This window comes from Moorena sp. SIO4G3, assembly GCF_010692305.1.
In the GTDB taxonomy this organism is placed as follows: domain Bacteria; phylum Cyanobacteriota; class Cyanobacteriia; order Cyanobacteriales; family Coleofasciculaceae; genus Moorena; species Moorena producens_A.
Window position 1 is genome coordinate 1 of record NZ_JAAHIG010000013.1, and the last position, 17,095, is coordinate 17,095.

Below are 17,095 nucleotides of genomic sequence, written 5' to 3' on the forward strand. Positions count from 1 at the left end.
TCCCTATTCCCTATTCCCTATTCCCTATTCCCTATTCCCTATTCCCTATTCCCTATTCCCTATTCCCTATTCCCTATTCCCTATTCCCTATTCCCTATTCCCTATTCCCTATTCCCTATTCCCTATTATATACTCCCTAAACCCCCAAGGCCGTCGTACTTCACCTATTTAATAAATGCTATTACTAGTGTAAACTTCTGACTTTTTCCATCATACTTTAAACTTGCCGATTACCTGCTTTTTAAGTTCTACACAACTCGATTTTTGTTTTGGATCTGTTTAACTTGTTCTTGTTGTTTGTTCCTCCTATAGCTGGGGGAATTATTGGCTATTTCACCAATGATTTAGCCATAAAAATGTTGTTCCGTCCCTACAGACCAATTTACCTCGGTAAGCGTCAGCTACCTTTTACACCAGGTTTAATTCCCCGCAACCAGGAACGGCTGGCTAAGCGAGTGGCTGACACTATTATGGGGTCTTTGCTGACGCCAAAAGAGTTACAGCGTTTGGCAAAGCGTCTGCTGCATACTGAACGTGTGGAAGCAGCGATCTTGTGGCTATTAAACTTAGCGCTAGATCAAGTCCGGTCGGATAAGCAACAGAAAACAGCTCATATTCTTGCTGGGATTCTCCGAGACTTGATCGGGGAATCGTTGCCACGTATGCTAAAAGTCTTAGCCCGTCGTAAGGATTTTCTAGAAGCCCAACTTAATCATGTTTTTGACCAGATTTTATTGGAGTTTCGACTGGATCAAGAACAAGCTCGGAAGCTTTCTGAGTGGATATTAAAAGTAGTACTCCCCCCAGATATTTTGCGACAGGCAGTTATTGATTTCCTAACTGACCGCAACATTCAAATCATTGATGAAGACTTTCGGGAAAAGTCCAGTGGGACATACTGGGTAGTGGCAAATTTATTTGGTCTGCGCAATGCTTTGATCCGCCTGCGAAGCTTTTGCCTTGACGAAAAAGAAGCGACTAATGCTCGCATCGAAGAGTTAATTGTGGCTCTAGGAACTCGCGATCGCTTGCGGGAATGGTTGCAAAATGTTTCATTGCAAAATCTGCCTTTGTCAACAGTGAGACAGCTACGGAAAACTATGCGGGATTCGGTGCGTGCTTATATTCAAGAGGGTGGTGCTGGATTTATACAAGGATTAAATCAATCTATTGACTGGGAAAAGGTGTCTGTGTTAATTGTTAATCGGCTCCGAGAGTCAGCAATTATGACTACATCGTTAACAATGATTAGCCAAGAACTTGCTTTGGTTATAGAGCGCTACCTGGAGGAGGATTTGGAAAAAATTATGACTGAAGTGATTCCGATTTTATCTATTGATGAGGTGATTGTTGAACGGGTAAACGCTACTTCTCCAAAAGATATGGAAATCACGATTCAGACTTTAGTAAAAAGTGAATTACAAGCTATTGTGAATTTAGGGGGTATTTTAGGGGTAATGGTAGGACTATTTCAAACAGTGTTGCTGCTGTTGACAGGAGGAATTTAATCAGGAATTTAATCAGGATACTCTCTAGAATTTATCCTGAGCCTGATCCTAAGGAAGAAACGGGACGTTTATCCCAGTTTATGCTAAGCTCGACGGCTAATGATGGATAAAAGTTTACGAGAACGGGGACCTCGGTATCTTTCGTATAGTAAAAAGTTTGGTGTCATCGTTCGGATGGAATAGAGTAAATTTAATAACCAACGATGATTAACTTTAATTTTGCCATTGAGCAGATACACTGGTAATTCCACTAATTTAGCCAGTCTAGTAAAACTTTCCTGGTCTTTTTCTTCAAAACTTTTTTCTATCAAATACTTAATACTTTTCTGGCATAATATAACTAAGTTTTTGTGATTTGTCAAGACAATTTCAAAATACTTAATGTAAGACTCCCGCATCAGTGAGCTATTATCGGTGAGATTGAATCGGTGTTTTCTATAATAGGCTCCGATGATTGGAGTATGGACAAATCTGACGTTCCGTTGCAGAAGTTCCAATACCCATTCTCGATCCTCACAGGCTTTCAAGCGAGTATCAAAGTTTCTTTGGTCTAAGAGTTTTTTCTTGAACAGCATCGATTGCTGTAACAATGGAAAAGGAGAGTCTGCCAGAAAATCTGGACAAATTAGCAGTCGTTCGATGAGCTGTTCTTTGGTGAGAGCACCAACAACATGAGGCTTGGTTTCAATAATGTTTTCGTCTTGATCAACATAGACCCGTTCATAGTCGGAGTAAAATACTACATTATCACCAGTTCCCTCTAAACAGCTCAATTGGAATCTGATTTTATCTTCATGAATCCAATCATCAGCATCTAAGAATTGAATCCATTCTCCAGTGGCTTTATCAGCGCCAAAATTACGAGCAGATGATACCCCTCCATTGTCTTTATAAAAGTACTGTATCTGTGGGTAGTACTGGATTAACTTATCAGCAAATTGGCGGGTATTATCAGTAGAGCCGTCATCGACAATAATGCATTCAACCGGGGAAAAGGTTTGGGCTAGTACACTCTTTACTGATTGTTCGAGGTACTGGGCTTTATTAAAGGTGGTGATAACTACTGAGACAGATGTATTCATGAAATAAATTATTTATACCATAGGTTAAAAGTCAGTAATGACCAAATTTTTTTTGCATTATCCGGTTGGTAGTCTTGGATTCAGTTATAAACGTCTGCTCGGAAAATACTGGTTTCAGGTAATGATTTAAGCGACTGACATACATTTTCCCAGAGATAATCTCTGAGCTAAGAGCCAAAAGGCGATCGCAAGCGGTACTTTTTAAGCTTTTGCACCACTTCTCAAAGAAGAGCTCACAAAGTAGAACTCAGTAACCCCTTGTCTTCCGGCCAAGCTAATTTTCTGGCAAAAGGGTATAGCCATAGCATACTCGACGAACTGGTAATTTTCAAAGGGGGTGGGGGGTTTCAAGGCTGCTTTAATACTGGTCTTATGGGGGATTCTGCCCCCTGATGGGATTTTGTTCAGCTATAGTCAAATTCAAATCCATGTAGAGCAGCGCATTTTGGTGGCTGATGGGTGATCTGATGTTTGTTAAAACATCATTAATAAAGAATCATAGTAACTATTAACAGATAATTAGCAACAGTTTTGGGTTGGTGAGATTAATGAGTATAACCCTCTTGAAAAGGCTGATTTATTAACATAAATTAGCTGCAGTCGCTGTCTTGATGCAAAGGGGGAGTGCTTTGGGTTATGTGTGGGTCAACTGACTGCACTTTGTAAGCCCCGTGGGAACTCCTTTGGTAATGTTAACTTTCGTTGTGATATAACTAGCTTTAGGATCCAAATCAATGGTATATTTACTTAATTTGGAATCATAATTAAGTAGTCATCACTAACCCTTAGATGAGCCGCTTATCTGCACAGACAAAACCCGCAAAAGCCCTAGTAGGCGGACGCTACAAAATTATCAACCAACTGGGAGCTGGTGGGTTTGGTCGAACTTTCCTGGCACAAGATATACATTTGCCAAATCAACCCCGATGTGTGGTTAAACATCTTTTGCCCCAAACCGCACAGACGGCAACGCTGCAAATGGCAAGACGCCTTTTCGATAGAGAAGCTCGATTTCTGTACCAGCTAGGTAATCATGACCAGATCCCTCGCCTACTAGCACATTTTGAGGAAGATCAGCAGTTTTATCTGGTTCAGGAATTGATTGAAGGACAACCTTTGAATCGAGAACTTCTCCAGGGTAATCCGTGTTCACAAGAGCGAGTTATTGCTTTATTAACAGACATTCTACAGGTATTGGCCTTTGTTCATCAACAACAGATTATCCACCGCGATATTAAGCCCTCTAACCTGATCCGCCGCCAAGGGGACGACAAAATCGTGCTGATTGACTTTGGTGCTGTTAAGCAAGTCAGTAGCCAAAAGATTAATCCTGAAACCGGGGAAACTCATTTAACGGTTTCTATAGGCACCCAGGGCTATATGCCCCATGAGCAATTGGCAGGAAGGCCCCGCTTTAGCAGTGATATCTATGCTGTCGGCATGGTTGGTATCCAGGCATTAACTGGGGTTCATCCCAAAAACTTTAAGGAAAATCCCATAACTAGTGAAATTGATTGGCAACACTACGCAAAGCAGGTTAGCCCAGAGTTGGCGCATATTCTTGACATTATGGTGCGCTATGATTTCCGTGACCGTTATCGGACAGCAGCTGAGGCTCTAGAGGTACTGGCTAGTTTAGCAAAACCGCAACTGTTGTCTGAAGCTGAGGAAGAAATCCCTACTCAGGAAATCACCAGGGAAAGCGAGTCTGGGATGGAACTCCCAATTCCGGATATTAGGAAGCTAGCAAACACTACAGTCCCCTCGTCAATGATAACCAGGAGTCAAAGTAGAACTACGCCTCAACTTGACCCCCCCCAACCTTCGAGAGGTTCAGCACCTAACCTGACAACACTATCTATTCCGCAACGATTGGTGAAGTTGGGCTTAATTACTGTATCGATAACTATGTTGGGGGTGGGCTTGCTGCTGTGGAAAACGTTTCTATCCGCCCAACCAACTGGTGAAAATACTAACTATAAGACTGACTATAAGACTAACTATAAAACTGAGGCTACGGTTACAGGGGAGCAAGTTTTAGAGGAAGCTGACCAGTTGCGGAAATCTCAACAGTACCAGGAAGCTCTAATACTATATGACCAAGCGATCGCTAAAAAAGCAGATTTTGCGGAAGCCTATTGGGGCAAATGCTACAGTCTGAATAAACTCCAACAGCCGGAGATGGCAGTTGTTGCTTGTAATGATGCCTTACATTTCAAACCTAACTATCCAGAAGCTGTGTGGAGCCTTGGTCAAGCCTTTGACCAACAGCAACGGTCTGTAGAAGCCCTAAGACTCTATAACCAAGCCCTTACCCTCAAGCCAGATTTAACGGAAGCTTGGCTTTCACAGGGAATAACCCTCCAAAAGTTGGGTCGTTCTGTTGAGGCGATTACGGCTTTGGAGAAAGCGATCGCACTTCAACGAAATTTGGCACAGGCTTGGATGACTAAGGGGGAAGCTCAGATGACACTAGGACGCTTTAATCAGGCAATCACTTCTTTAAATAAGGCACTCCAGATTGAACCTAACCACCCGAATGCCCTGAAGCTACGTCAGCAGGCACGGCAGAAACTGCAACCCTAAATTCAGTAGTTCCAAAACTTGACTCTCGCACCATCTGCATCTGTAGTCCTACTTTGACGAATTGGTATTACTTTACCGATTTGCCTACACTATCGATATTTTCTCTTATTTTCCAACAGGTTTAATAAAGGTCTAATAATTAAGAATTAACCATTAAGAATAACAATTCCTAACAATTACATAATAATTAACAATTCATTATTAATCTTAACAATTAACCGTTAACGATTAAAATGACCAATCACAGCGGTAATCATTAAGTAATGTTACGAACTTTTGTTAAGGTGTATTGCAACTTGACCCCAAATATTAGGGAAGCTTCAGATCACAGGAAAGTCCATGATAGTATGCTTTCCGTAGCTTAAAAAACCATGGGAGAAAACATGCCAGCACTAAGGGTTGCAGTAGTTGGTTCGGGACCAGCAGGCTCTTCTGCTGCCGAGACGTTAGCTAAAGCAGGAATCGAAACCTATTTGTTTGAGCGTAAGCTGGACAATGCTAAGCCCTGTGGTGGTGCGATTCCACTATGTATGGTCAGTGAGTTTGACCTGCCACCAGAAATTATTGACCGGCAAGTGAGAAACATGAAGATGATCTCACCGTCTGATATTGAAGTTGATATCCATATAGAAAAGGAAAACGAATATATTGGGATGTGCCGTCGCGAGGTGCTTGATGGGTTCATGCGCAATCGTGCGGCTGAGTTGGGGGCTAACTTAATTAATGGCACCGTTTATAAACTCGATATTCCCACCAGTAACTCTCAACCCTATACCATCTATTATTCTGACCATTCTGATGGCAGTGTCAAGGGAATCCACAAAACCTTGAAAGTAGATGTGGTGATTGGAGCTGATGGGGCAAATTCCCGGATTGCCAAAGCAATTGATGCTGGGGATTACAATTATGCGATCGCATTCCAAGAGCGCATCAGTCTGCCAGATAACATGATGAATTACTACCAAGACCTGGCAGAAATGTATGTGGGCAATGATGTCTCTCCTGATTTCTACGCTTGGGTCTTCCCTAAATACGACCACGTTGCCGTTGGAACCGGCACTATGAGGGTAAACCAATCCCTGATCAAAAAGCTACAAGCAGGGATTCGTGCCCGTGCGGCTAAAAAACTTGTGGGTGGGAAAATCATCAAAGTGGAAGCCCATCCTATTCCTGAGCATCCCAGACCTAGACGTGTAGTTGGTCGGGTAGCTTTGGTAGGTGATGCTGCTGGAACAGTCACTAAATCCTCTGGAGAAGGGATTTACTTTGCGGCTAAATCAGCTCGCATGTGTGCTGAAACCATTGTGGAAACCTCTAACGGCGGTAGCCGTATCCCCACAGAGAGTGACCTCAAGCTTTACCTGAAGCGCTGGGATAAGAAATACGGCATGACCTACAAAGTCCTAGATATTCTACAACGAGTTTTCTATAACTCCGATGCTAGCCGAGAAGCCTTTGTAGAGATGTGTGCTGACAAGGATGTGCAGCGGCTGACTTTCGATAGCTATCTCTATAAAACCGTTGTACCTGCTAATCCTCTTATCCAAATGAAGATTACAGCGAAGACAATTGGTAGCTTGTTGCGGGGCAATGCTTTGGCTCCCTAGAACTTGATCTATTTCTGATCAGAAGTAGCCAACTGAGTAACGGTGAGAAAGCTTACCCCCGGCTTAAGGGCGGGGGCTTTCCCATCTAGGTTAACAAAGTCGATTTGTAGTAGATCTGACATCACCAAGTTCATCCTAGGCAGTCGCCGAATTCACTTCTAGGGTCTTTTCTGTATTGGGCAACTCTAAGCAATAACCTGCTCCATAAACGGTTTTGATGTACTTAGGATGGCGGGGATCAGGTTCTAGCTTGGTTCTCAGGTGACGAATATGTACTCGAATGGTTTCGATATCATCGTCAGGGTCATACCCCCAAACCTCTTTAAGGATTTCGCTGGGAGAAACAGTTTGACCATGGCGCTGGAGTAAACAGTGCAGTAGTTCAAACTCCAGATGGGTCAGTTTCACGGTTTTATCAAACCAAATCGCCTCAAACCTTTCTGGAACCAGGGTCAAAGGACCATAGTTCAGGATTTCCGTATGCTTAGCAGCTTGGGGAATTCGGTCTGTGCGCCGTAGTAATGCTCGCACTCGCGCCAGCATTTCTTCGAGTTCAAAGGGTTTGGTGAGATAATCATCGGCACCAGCATTAAAGCCTTCTACCTTATCTTGGGTTTGACCTAGGGCAGTCAACATCAATACTGGAATATCGGAAGTGCGTTCATCCCGACGTAACCGTTGGCAGACGGTGAAACCATCTACCTTGGGTAGCATCAAGTCTAACATAATCAGGTCTGGCTGCAGTTGCAGAGCTAGAGCCTGACCCTTGATGCCATCCATTGCTTGACTAACATCGTAGCCAGCCATCTCCAAATTGATGGTGACTAATTCTGAAATTGCGGGGTCGTCATCGATGACCAGTATCCGGGGCATCACTAAGGAGTTGTTGGTAAGGTGTATCCGTTAACGTTCGATAAGAACAATTTGAGATTAGTAACAATACTTATATGATTATAAAGGCAGACTTTACGTTTGTTGTAAACAAAAGCTAAGAATTTTTAAGATTTTTGAATTTTCCGACAAACTCCCTAAATCTCAGTGCTAGAGTCATAAGTCCGTCAGTAGACAGGATCAATTCATAGTGCTTGGACTGTTGAAACCGGAGTATACTCTTCTGCTTTGCGAGGGTTTAGCACTTAGCCCTGAGAACTGAATCCGCTCGGCAACTAGCAGGGTAGTACTCAAGGTACCACCCTAGGGTAACTTACGTCTGTTCAGGACTAATCAGTTTCACGTTTTTGGCTAAACCCAGCTGTTGTAGGAACTGAATCGTCATCCAAGTCAGGTCAATTTCCCACCATTTAATGCCATGCCTTGCAGAATACTGATAAGCATGGTGATTGTTGTGCCAGCCTTCGCCATAGGTTAGTAGGGCTACCCACCAGCAGTTTTTTGAGCAATCATTAGACTCATAGGTGCGATAACCAAATTTGTGAGTAGCACTGTTGACAAACCAGGTACAGTGAAACACTAGTACTAGCCGGACAAAAATCCCCCACACTACAAATGGCCAGCCACCGAGGGCATACAGCAACAGTCCTAGAACCACTTGAACAAGCACAAAATACTTATCCAAAAACTGATAAACCCGATCTCCAGAAATATCTTTAGTGAATTTAGAAATTTGCTCATCAGCAGGAATTTTATGTAACATCCAAGCCATGTGACTCCACCAAAAGCCTTGATGGGAGTCATGAGGATCGGGTTGGGTGTCAGAGTGCAAATGATGGATGCGATGTAGTCCTACCCAATGGATCACTCCTCCTTGACAGGAAATGGTACCACACAAAACTAGGAAGTATTCTAACCACTTGGGTGTCTGAAAACTGCGGTGGGTCACTAAGCGATGCCATCCCAGAGTTACCCCCAAGCCCCCTGTCACCCAGTGGAAAAAGATCATTAAGCCTACTGCTGTCCAGTTAAAGTTGCTCGGAAGTAAGGCAAACAGCGCTGTTAGGTGAATAAAGGCCATATAGGTAATAACGACCCAATCTAAACGAAGATTATCTGAAGTAGCAATTGTCATGCAGTAAGTCTAATAGGATACAAATTGTTATAACCCGCTCTCTTTGATCTAAAATTTCGAGGCGCGAATTTTGGGAATGAACAGCTCTCAAAGGCTGCAAGCAGCAGAAAAAGCACTATTTCCGATCTTTTATGGTATTGACACCGTCGTCAAGCAAAATCTCAAAAAGGTACTGAATTCTTTTCGAGCACATCGTGTAGGAGTGCATCACTTTGCTAGTGTTTCAGGCTATGGCCATGATGATTTAGGACGTAAAACTCTCGACATGGTATTTGCTGATGTCATGGGAGCTGAAGCGGCAGCTGTGCGCGTACAATTTGTGTCCGGAACCCATGCGATCGCATCTTGCCTGTTTGGGGTATTGCGTCCTGGTGATGAAATGCTAGCGATTGCCGGTGCCCCTTACGATACCTTGGAAGAGGTGATTGGTTTACGGGGTGATGGTCAAGGTTCCCTACTAGAATTTGGGATTCGTTACCGCCAGTTGTCCCTAACTAGTGACGGAAGTTTAGATTGGTCAGCCTTGGCAACAGCGGTAGGAGAGAATACCCGCCTGGTTTTCATTCAGCGTTCCTGTGGGTATTCTTGGCGAAAGAGTATTTCAATATCAGAAATAGAAAAAATTGTCAAGCTTGTCAAACAACAAAATCCTGATACTATCTGTTTTGTCGATAACTGTTACGGAGAATTTGTAGAAGAGCAAGAACCGACAGCAGTAGGAGCAGATTTGATGGCGGGTTCCTTGATTAAAAATCCTGGGGGAACGATTGCTACTGCTGGAGGCTATGTAGCTGGAAAAGCTGACTTAGTTGAAGCGGCGACCTGTCGTCTGACTGCTCCAGGGATTGGTAGTTCAGGTGGGGCAACTTTCGATCAGAATCGATTGCTGTTTCAAGGATTATTCCTAGCTCCCCAAATGGTTGGTGAAGCCCTCAAAGGGAGTCATGTAATCGCTCATACTCTTTCAGAACTGGGTTATCCTGTAAATCCCCCACCGATGCTACCCCGTCGGGATGTGATTCAAGCCGTTGAGTTGGGTTCAGCGGAAAAATTAATTGCTTTCTGTCGAGGGATACAACAGCATTCTCCCGTAGGTTCCTACCTCGACCCTGTCCCAGCCGCAATGCCCGGTTATGAGAGTCAGTTAGTGATGGCTGGGGGGACTTTTATTGATGGCAGTACGTCAGAATTTTCTGCCGATGGTCCGCTTAAGGAGCCTTATATTGTGTTTTGTCAGGGAGGAACCCATTGGACTCATATTGCGATCGCATTAGAAGCTGCCATTGAAGCCATCGGAACACCTGATAGCTGATAGCTGTTGGCGTAGCCTGCACGTAGCGCATATGCTTTCTTGTCGCTAGTGTTATCAATATTTCATTTATTATAGCGCTATCGTTCTAAATCTTTGATCACCTTCTCCCAATACCACTTTTCTGACATTCCTGGGTATTTTCCTTTAGCCAAGTCAAGTAGGCGTGTTGCGATATCCGATTGTCCTCCTACCAGTCTCAGTAGTCTTTGTTGCAACTCCCTACTAGGTTTGGTATTTGATGGTGCTTGTGATTCTTGATTGCTCGACCCCTCGGTCAGTTGTAATGGCTGTAGCTGTTTGAGTTTATCGAGCAGTTTCCGATAATTAGTCCAGTCTTGTTGATCGAAATACAGGTTTGCCGCTTGTTGATAATCTTCAAATGCTCCCCGTAGATCCTCAAACTTTTCACGAGCGGTTGCCCGATAACGATATGATTGAGCATCATTGGGTTTAAGAGTAATAACTCGGGAATAGTCTTCGATGGCTTGCCGATAGTCTCCCATCTGGATATAGGCATTACCCCGATGAATCAAGACATCCCGATTTTCCGGATTGCTTTGTAGTAACTTGGTCAAGTCATCAATAGCTCCCCGGTAATCTCCCAGTTCAATGCGGACTAATCCTCGATGGTAAAGGACCTGAGCATCTTGGGGATTTAGTTCCATAGCTTGACCAAGGTCTTGAATGGCTCTGCTGTAATTACGAAGTTTGCAGTGAACAATACCTCGATAGCAATAGGCTTGAGCATTTTTGGGGTCAACCTCAAGCAGCCAGTTGAAATCCTCCAAGGCTTCTCGGTACTTGCCTGTGTTAACTTTATTTATTGCTTGATTGCAAAAATCGTTAGTCTGGGCTCGACCCAAAGCTAATAGTTGCTGTTGTTGAATTTGATTGATACTCTCAAGACAACGACGACAATTCAATTTATCTTTTTGGTCTAGGTAGAGCTGAGCTGCTTGTTTAAATGATGCGATCGCAGCCTGATTATCTCCTAACTTACGGTAGGCACTACCTTGAAGCTTACAAGCAGCAGGCTGGTTAGGATTAATTTTAAGTATTTGATTGGCATCTTCTATTGCTCCAGTGGCATCTCCGAGTGCCAATCTAGCTAAACCCCGCCCGAAATAAACTTCAATACTTTCAGAATTGATTTCTAAAGCCTGAGTATAATCGGCGATCGCACCTTGTTGATCCCCTAAGTCAAAGCGAGCCATAGCTCTTTTATAGTAGGCTTCGGCGAAGTTCGGATTAATCTCTAAGGCTTTGTCAAATTCCTCAATTGCTTCGTTCAAGTCTCCTTGACGAATTTTATCTATTCCTCGGTAGTAAAACTCTGCTTCCATTCCTTCTCACTCTGAATCAACTACCATTCTTACTTTAGTTACTTTATTATTGTTTTTTTTGTGATTTTGATGAGTAAAATTTGTAAAAATTCATGAGTTTCCCGGATGTGAGGAAAGTTTAGAACTTTCCCTATCTTCCCCATCTTGCTTCTCATTGGGCATCTGGAACTGTCCACCAAGCTAAAGCATAAGCTTGAGACGGCTGATTAAGCTGTTGTTGATACTGAACCCGAATTTTATAGCGACCCGGAGCAGGGACTTGGCAGAAAATATGTTCCACAGCATCCGCTTCACTGATAGAAGCACAGACACTTTTGGTAGTGTCCTCTTCTCCCACTGGCATTAAATAGAGGTCAAGATTATTCAAACCGCGATCGCGAAAACTCTCCCCAACATCATAAGCATCATTATTATTCTGATCCTCTAACTCCACCAAACGGTCCCAAGCCAGAGTTAAGGAGATAAAACTTCCTTCTGCTAGGGGTTTTGTTAACACATAGTCCCGATAAGATGATTTTTCCACAGTACGGTAATCCCAACCTATTGGTGGCACTCCAATGCCACTGGGGCTCCATTGACCGAGTTTAAATTGCTGGTAAGCTCGAAACCCATTTAGATGTCCTGTCCCCATCTGCATATCCAGAGGAATTTTGGGGTCTTGGTAAGCATCAGACTCTAACCAGTGGTGATTATCCTTTGCCCGAATCGTGCGGCTCATGCCTAGTAGCATCCCATCACCGAGATCTTGGATTTTGTCAGCAGAATTAAGCAACACTGCCTTCATTACTTCATGGCGTCGGGAATCTGTACTCCAATTCATCCACAAGCGATGCAGCCCGGTATTGGAGGTTTCCGCCCTGAGGGACTGCATCAAGAATAGTTTTTGTTGTCTTGAGCGCAGCTTGCGCAAAGCGGAATCACCAAATTCCTGTAGCAATGCTACAACACCAGTGATATGGGGAGCAGCAAAACTGGTACCACTGACCTTAGTCACTTTACCTTTGAGGTCATACAACGATATCTTGTTGCCAGGAGCTACCAAATTAATGGAGCGGCGGGAACCAACATTAATTTCTTGCCGAATCAGACGACGACCAATACCAACTGGTAAAGCACTCAAGTTAGCAAAGTCTACTTTATTAAAAACTCCCTGACGCTTGGCTGTGTATGCTGCATTAATACCATTAAAATTATCTGTTGGGATCGGAATGCCCCCTTTCCCTTGGTTGCCAGCAATCACATACAAGACATCATGCACCCTAGCTGACCAATCGATACATAGAGTTAACAGCGCATTGCCATCCAGCAACGCTTCCTCCCTGGGGTCCCGCTGTAGGGATTCACCAAAACTAAAATTAATTGCCCGCACATCTGAGCCATTTTGCTGAGCAATATGCTGAGCCGCCAGGCACTCTTCTGGTTGTCCACTCCTAGACAGGGAGCCAACTGCTGAAGCGTAGAGTTTTGCATCAGGTGCTACTCCCCGCAACCCTTTGTCTCGACTAACCATCACAGCTGCTACCATAGCCGCATGTTCATCAACATGAGTATTAGGTTGTGCTGGGGTGTTACGATAAAATACTCCGGCAGGAGTTACTGTCCGATTCTTGATAGCGGCCTTATCCTTACCAAATAATCCAGGTCTACCAATTTCTACTTGCCCAATGGCAATTTTGCGACCGGTTAAATTATAGGGAGGTTGGTGTAACCGATAGACATTAATACCAGCTTCTGAGATTGATGTATCTAATCCCAAGGCTGGGGCGATTACCCCTGAGATGCTTAAACCACCCAATAGCCATACCAGTGTTTTTTGGATCGGAATTTTCATAATTGTTTACACAGAGCAGGTTGATTGATGTCCGACTACTTAGCAATCTCCCAAACGCTTAGCTAGATCTAGCTATAGCATTTCTCATATTTGTGAGCTACACAAGATTTTTTCCCTATTCCTTAATTAAGGGCGGATTCCTCTTCTGACTTCCGTACTCCCTACTGCCGCACACCCCCAAGCTCATAAGGGTAGGTTTTTTACTTTGACCTCAGGTGTGGGGTGTAGGGGGAACGGGTGTAGGGTGTGGGGCATAAGAAAGCGATGCAGAGGTGCGACAATCAAGGGAATTTAATAATTAGATTCGATCAGCGCACCAAAGCCCGACCTGCGGGGGTTTCCCCCACTCGCGCGGGTGTATCAAGATAATGATGATTTTTAGCGATGCAGCTTCGGAACAGGGGAGGCAGCGCCTTCATGCGGGGGTTTCCCCCACTCGCGCAAAGCATGGCTGACAACGACAAGCGATGCAGTCGGCCAAAGGGGGTTTCCCCCACTCGCGCTTTGCATCAAGACAATTAAGTATATTGTCTTAATTACGGTCGATGCCCGGTATTATCCGGGGCACCTCCGCTCCAAATCCGTGCGTGAAACTTTCGCCTCACACGGCTCCTAGGTATCTTTTTGGCTCCAATGTAATTGTTGATGACAGCTCTGGTGTATGGCCATAAGATTGGCTTTCTTCCAGTTGTCGTGATTTCCATCAATGTGGTGTAGGTGTACCTTCTCCTCATCAATGAATTTCATTCCGCAATGTCCACAGGAATGGTTTTGCTTCTTCAATGCCTCTGCTGTAGCATCAGAGTAGAGTTCTGAGTTTCTCTGACTCCAATAGACTAAGTCTCCATCATTTGGGGACTTAGTCCCTTTTACCATTACGTGTTTATTTTGTTCATACCCAACTGCGGGGAAGCTTTTCTTGCATAGTTTTTCGGCCTGATATCGGTTCACCTTTTTTTCCTTGCGGAACTTTCGGTTTGCCGCTATGTTCATGAACCATAAACTATCTCGGGAACTGCTCATATCACAGTATTTATGGTAATTCCTCCATCCGCGTACGATAGGCGCTAGCTTTTTGGCTTTGACTTGTGCACCATAATTCGAGTTGTTCACTACGGTCTTGATTTTCTTCCGGATAGCTCTGTGGTTCTCCACTGAGGGAGTACAATGGAACTTTCCGTTTTGTTTGACACGCATGTGCCACCCTAGGAAGTCAAATCCGTCTGTCGTTTTGGTTATCTTAGTCTTTTCAACGCTTATTTCCATCCCGCGTTCGGCCAGAAATTTTTTGATTTTATTCAATACTTTTTCGGCATTATCTTTTGGCTTGAGAAATATGACCATATCATCCGCGTACCGGACGCTTGGGTGAATATTTTCTATTCCGTCAAGTGCGATATTGGCGAGTAGTGGACTAACTACACCTCCTTGTGGGGTTCCTTGCTCAGGAAATTCCAGGTCAACTCCTGCTTTTAGGCATCGGAATATCCCAGTCTTCAAACAAGCGGCGTGCAATTAACCTATCCATTATGGACTTATGGGAGATGCGGTCGAAACACTTTTTGATGTCTAGTTCGATTACTCTTTTCCTGATGCCATTTGCACCAGAGTTCAGGTTCTGGAATACGTATCTTTGGACATCATGGGCGCTTCTGCCGGTTCTAAACCCGTAGCTTCGAGCGTGGAACGTGGCTTCATGGGCAGCTTCGAGAGCAAATTTGGCGCTTACTTGCCATGCTCTGTCTGAGATTGTCGGTATCTTGAGCATTCTTACTTTCCCATTCTTTTTGAGAATTGGGATTTCACGGAGACCGGAATGATGCCAGTCGAGGGCGCTTTGCCTCATGGTTTCTTGTACTTCGAAGCCATCCTTTGTAGTTCAGTGTAATTTTTCCGTCGATACCGGCGGTTTTCTTACCCTGATTGAGCTGTGTTACTTGACGGATGGTTAGAAGTTACCGCAAGAAGAGTGGAGCCTTTACAGTTTGAGGTTCTTGCGCAAAAGGGTTAAAAATTATTAATTAAGGCTCCACTCTTCTAAGGTTTCATCTCCGGCCAAAAGCTGTGCTGAACGAGACTTCAGTATCAGTTTCTGTAGCGACCGAGCTTTCCTCAAGTCCCCAACTTGAACTGCTTTATACACACGCCTCTGTAGGCGGAAAAGATTTTTCCGGATTTGTTTCCAGTTTTGCCCTTTCCAAAGGTCACTAGATTTCTGTCTGTGTCTACCCATACTCTCCATTGGTTTGTATATTCTGAATACCCGCCCCCAGTTTTGGGGACATCTTACCCGATGATGGGGATTAAGCTTGGCAGTTGCTTACTGAAGTTACGACCGTTCTTCAGACCCATTGTGTATTGCCATCGTTTTTACTCGTTCCATCTTCCAGATTGTTTTGATGATTTAGGGCAGTCCGGAGATGAAACCTTAGAATAGTGGAGCCTTACACCAAAATTTTTAACCCTTTTACCCATAGCCGACTAACTATAAAGGCTCCACTATTCTTGCGGTAACTTCGTTCCCATTTTGCCTATCCTCTTCTCGGAGATTACGAATAACAGGAGCAGCTTTCGTGAGAATGAGAGGATGAAATCCACATGTTTTATTCAGATTGTGGCTTGGGTGTTAGACACTTTTCTAGGACTTGTTTACCCATGTCATCTCCTCGTTAGCGGTAGGGAACCTATCTGTTTCAGTCCTAATTCCGCCCTGGTGCCAGCTTCACTCTATAGGTTGCCGCCTACTCGGTGTGGCCAAGGTAGAGAGTCACTTGTCTCCTCAAGGGGTGGGTTTTCACCACCATCTGGTAGATAGTTAGGATTTTGCGATGTTTGTCTCGCGAATCCCCTAGCTTATACCCCTCTAGTCTCTAGAGGCTCCTAGCTAGAACGAGCCGCACTCCCCCACACCCCACACCCGGTCACCCCACACCCCACACCTCACGTCTTTGTTAAAAACCTACCCCTGTGAGACACCCCCAAGGGGGGCGTACCTCACCCAATTGAGAATCCCTATAACGTATTAAGCTGTGTTTAGATCGATGCAGTTTAATCCCATGAAACTACAACGGACAACTCTGATTTTAGTCATTTCTGCCATCCTCCTCGGGGGAGGTGTATATATTTATGAAATTCAGGGTTCTGAAAAGCGAGAAGCTGCTAAAATCCCTAAAAAACCTATATTTAATTTCACTCAAGACGAGATTCAATCGTTTACTGTTAATAGTGATGACAAGACCTTAGTATTTGAGCGAGCCAGTGAGCCAGAATCGGGTTGGCGGATGAAAAAGCCGAAAGAGGGGATAGCTAGTGATGCGGTTGTTTCCTTTTTGTTGAACTTGCTGGCTCAGGGTAAAAGCGATCGCATTCTTACGGTTAGCCCTGACCAACTTCCAGAGTATGGATTGGACAAGCCCTCAGCAACTATAACAGTGAAACTGAAAAATCAGGACACTCCGAAGCTGATCTTAGGCAACTTGGACTTTACTCGCAGTTTCCTATATGCTCAAGTCCTACCACTGGATTCCAAATCTGAGCAGTTGGATGTACTGTTAGTGCCAGTGGACTTTCAGTATGCGGTCTCACGCCCCCTCTCAGAATGGCTGGTTAATCAGGAAAAGGCTGAAGAAGAGAAGCCATCTGCTGCTGAAAAAACTGACTAGTACCAAATCCACAGAAGTTAGGTTCTCCGTAGTTTTGATAACAGCTTTGACAGTCAACCGAGGGGTCGCTAGAGTGAAAGTTATCTATACACACGAGCAGCTAATCACGGCCTTAATGTATGTCCAAGGCGCAAGTAC

15 protein-coding genes are annotated in these 17,095 nt (G+C 44.2%); 5 read left to right on the forward strand and 10 right to left on the reverse strand.

Annotated features, from left to right (window positions below):
• The first annotated feature begins 269 nt into the window (after nucleotides 1-269).
• Nucleotides 270-1,508 (forward strand): DUF445 family protein, encoded by a 1,239-nt coding sequence (locus tag F6J99_RS04135; RefSeq protein ID WP_293111829.1) that lies wholly within the window; start codon nucleotides 270-272, stop codon nucleotides 1,506-1,508.
• Nucleotides 1,509-1,591: 83 nt separating this feature from the next.
• Here F6J99_RS04135 and F6J99_RS04140 read toward each other — a convergent pair whose 3' ends face one another.
• Complete coding sequence (locus F6J99_RS04140; protein ID WP_293111830.1) at nucleotides 1,592-2,590, reverse strand: glycosyltransferase; 999 nt, start codon at nucleotides 2,588-2,590, stop codon at nucleotides 1,592-1,594.
• A 789-nt stretch (nucleotides 2,591-3,379) separates the two neighbouring features.
• Between F6J99_RS04140 and F6J99_RS04145 the strand changes: the two genes are divergently transcribed.
• Entirely contained in the window at nucleotides 3,380-5,176 is a 1,797-nt protein-coding gene (locus tag F6J99_RS04145; protein WP_293111831.1) for a serine/threonine-protein kinase, read from the forward strand.
• Nucleotides 5,177-5,559: 383 nt separating this feature from the next.
• Nucleotides 5,560-6,783 (forward strand): geranylgeranyl reductase, encoded by a 1,224-nt coding sequence (chlP, locus tag F6J99_RS04150; RefSeq protein ID WP_365972581.1) that lies wholly within the window; start codon nucleotides 5,560-5,562, stop codon nucleotides 6,781-6,783.
• 135 nt (nucleotides 6,784-6,918) lie between these two features.
• Here the strand turns inward: chlP and F6J99_RS04155 are convergent, their stop codons facing one another.
• Both F6J99_RS04155 and F6J99_RS04160 read right to left on the reverse strand, forming a co-directional pair.
• On the reverse strand, nucleotides 6,919-7,656 hold the full coding sequence (locus F6J99_RS04155; RefSeq protein WP_070394338.1) for a response regulator transcription factor: 738 nt from the start codon (nucleotides 7,654-7,656) through the stop codon (nucleotides 6,919-6,921).
• Nucleotides 7,657-7,987: 331 nt separating this feature from the next.
• Nucleotides 7,988-8,809, reverse strand: a complete 822-nt coding sequence (locus F6J99_RS04160) for a fatty acid desaturase (RefSeq protein ID WP_293111833.1) — start codon at nucleotides 8,807-8,809, stop codon at nucleotides 7,988-7,990.
• 76 nt (nucleotides 8,810-8,885) lie between these two features.
• Between F6J99_RS04160 and F6J99_RS04165 the strand changes: the two genes are divergently transcribed.
• A complete protein-coding gene (locus F6J99_RS04165) occupies nucleotides 8,886-10,121 on the forward strand; it encodes a methionine gamma-lyase family protein (protein WP_293111864.1) in 1,236 nt (411 codons plus the stop codon).
• 77 nt (nucleotides 10,122-10,198) lie between these two features.
• Here F6J99_RS04165 and F6J99_RS04170 read toward each other — a convergent pair whose 3' ends face one another.
• The 7 genes from F6J99_RS04170 to F6J99_RS04190 form a co-directional block, all read right to left on the reverse strand.
• Complete coding sequence (locus tag F6J99_RS04170) at nucleotides 10,199-11,464, reverse strand: tetratricopeptide repeat protein (protein ID WP_293111834.1); 1,266 nt, start codon at nucleotides 11,462-11,464, stop codon at nucleotides 10,199-10,201.
• 151 nt (nucleotides 11,465-11,615) lie between these two features.
• Nucleotides 11,616-13,295, reverse strand: a complete 1,680-nt coding sequence (locus tag F6J99_RS04175) for a S8 family serine peptidase (RefSeq protein WP_293111835.1) — start codon at nucleotides 13,293-13,295, stop codon at nucleotides 11,616-11,618.
• A 308-nt stretch (nucleotides 13,296-13,603) separates the two neighbouring features.
• The gene (locus tag F6J99_RS04180) at nucleotides 13,604-13,792 is read right to left on the reverse strand and encodes a hypothetical protein (RefSeq protein ID WP_293111836.1); all 189 of its coding nucleotides are present in this window, start codon (nucleotides 13,790-13,792) and stop codon (nucleotides 13,604-13,606) included.
• Nucleotides 13,793-13,907: 115 nt separating this feature from the next.
• Nucleotides 13,908-14,810 carry a reverse transcriptase domain-containing protein gene (locus F6J99_RS04185; protein ID WP_365972567.1) on the reverse strand — a complete coding sequence of 301 codons (903 nt, stop codon included), beginning with the start codon at nucleotides 14,808-14,810 and terminating at the stop codon, nucleotides 13,908-13,910.
• Nucleotides 14,755-15,141, reverse strand: coding sequence for a reverse transcriptase domain-containing protein (locus F6J99_RS45410; protein ID WP_365972569.1), 387 nt, complete (start codon nucleotides 15,139-15,141; stop codon nucleotides 14,755-14,757). Before F6J99_RS45410 ends, F6J99_RS04185 begins: the two co-directional genes overlap by 56 nt.
• Complete coding sequence (locus F6J99_RS45415; RefSeq protein ID WP_365972583.1) at nucleotides 15,098-15,241, reverse strand: reverse transcriptase N-terminal domain-containing protein; 144 nt, start codon at nucleotides 15,239-15,241, stop codon at nucleotides 15,098-15,100. Before F6J99_RS45415 ends, F6J99_RS45410 begins: the two co-directional genes overlap by 44 nt.
• A gap of 71 nt (nucleotides 15,242-15,312) precedes the next feature.
• On the reverse strand, nucleotides 15,313-15,537 hold the full coding sequence (locus tag F6J99_RS04190; protein ID WP_365972571.1) for a reverse transcriptase N-terminal domain-containing protein: 225 nt from the start codon (nucleotides 15,535-15,537) through the stop codon (nucleotides 15,313-15,315).
• A 787-nt stretch (nucleotides 15,538-16,324) separates the two neighbouring features.
• Here F6J99_RS04190 and F6J99_RS04195 point away from each other — a divergent pair.
• Nucleotides 16,325-16,957: a DUF4340 domain-containing protein gene (locus F6J99_RS04195; RefSeq protein ID WP_293111837.1), complete on the forward strand. Its 633-nt coding sequence runs from the start codon at nucleotides 16,325-16,327 to the stop codon at nucleotides 16,955-16,957.
• Nucleotides 16,958-17,095: the final 138 nt, after the last annotated feature.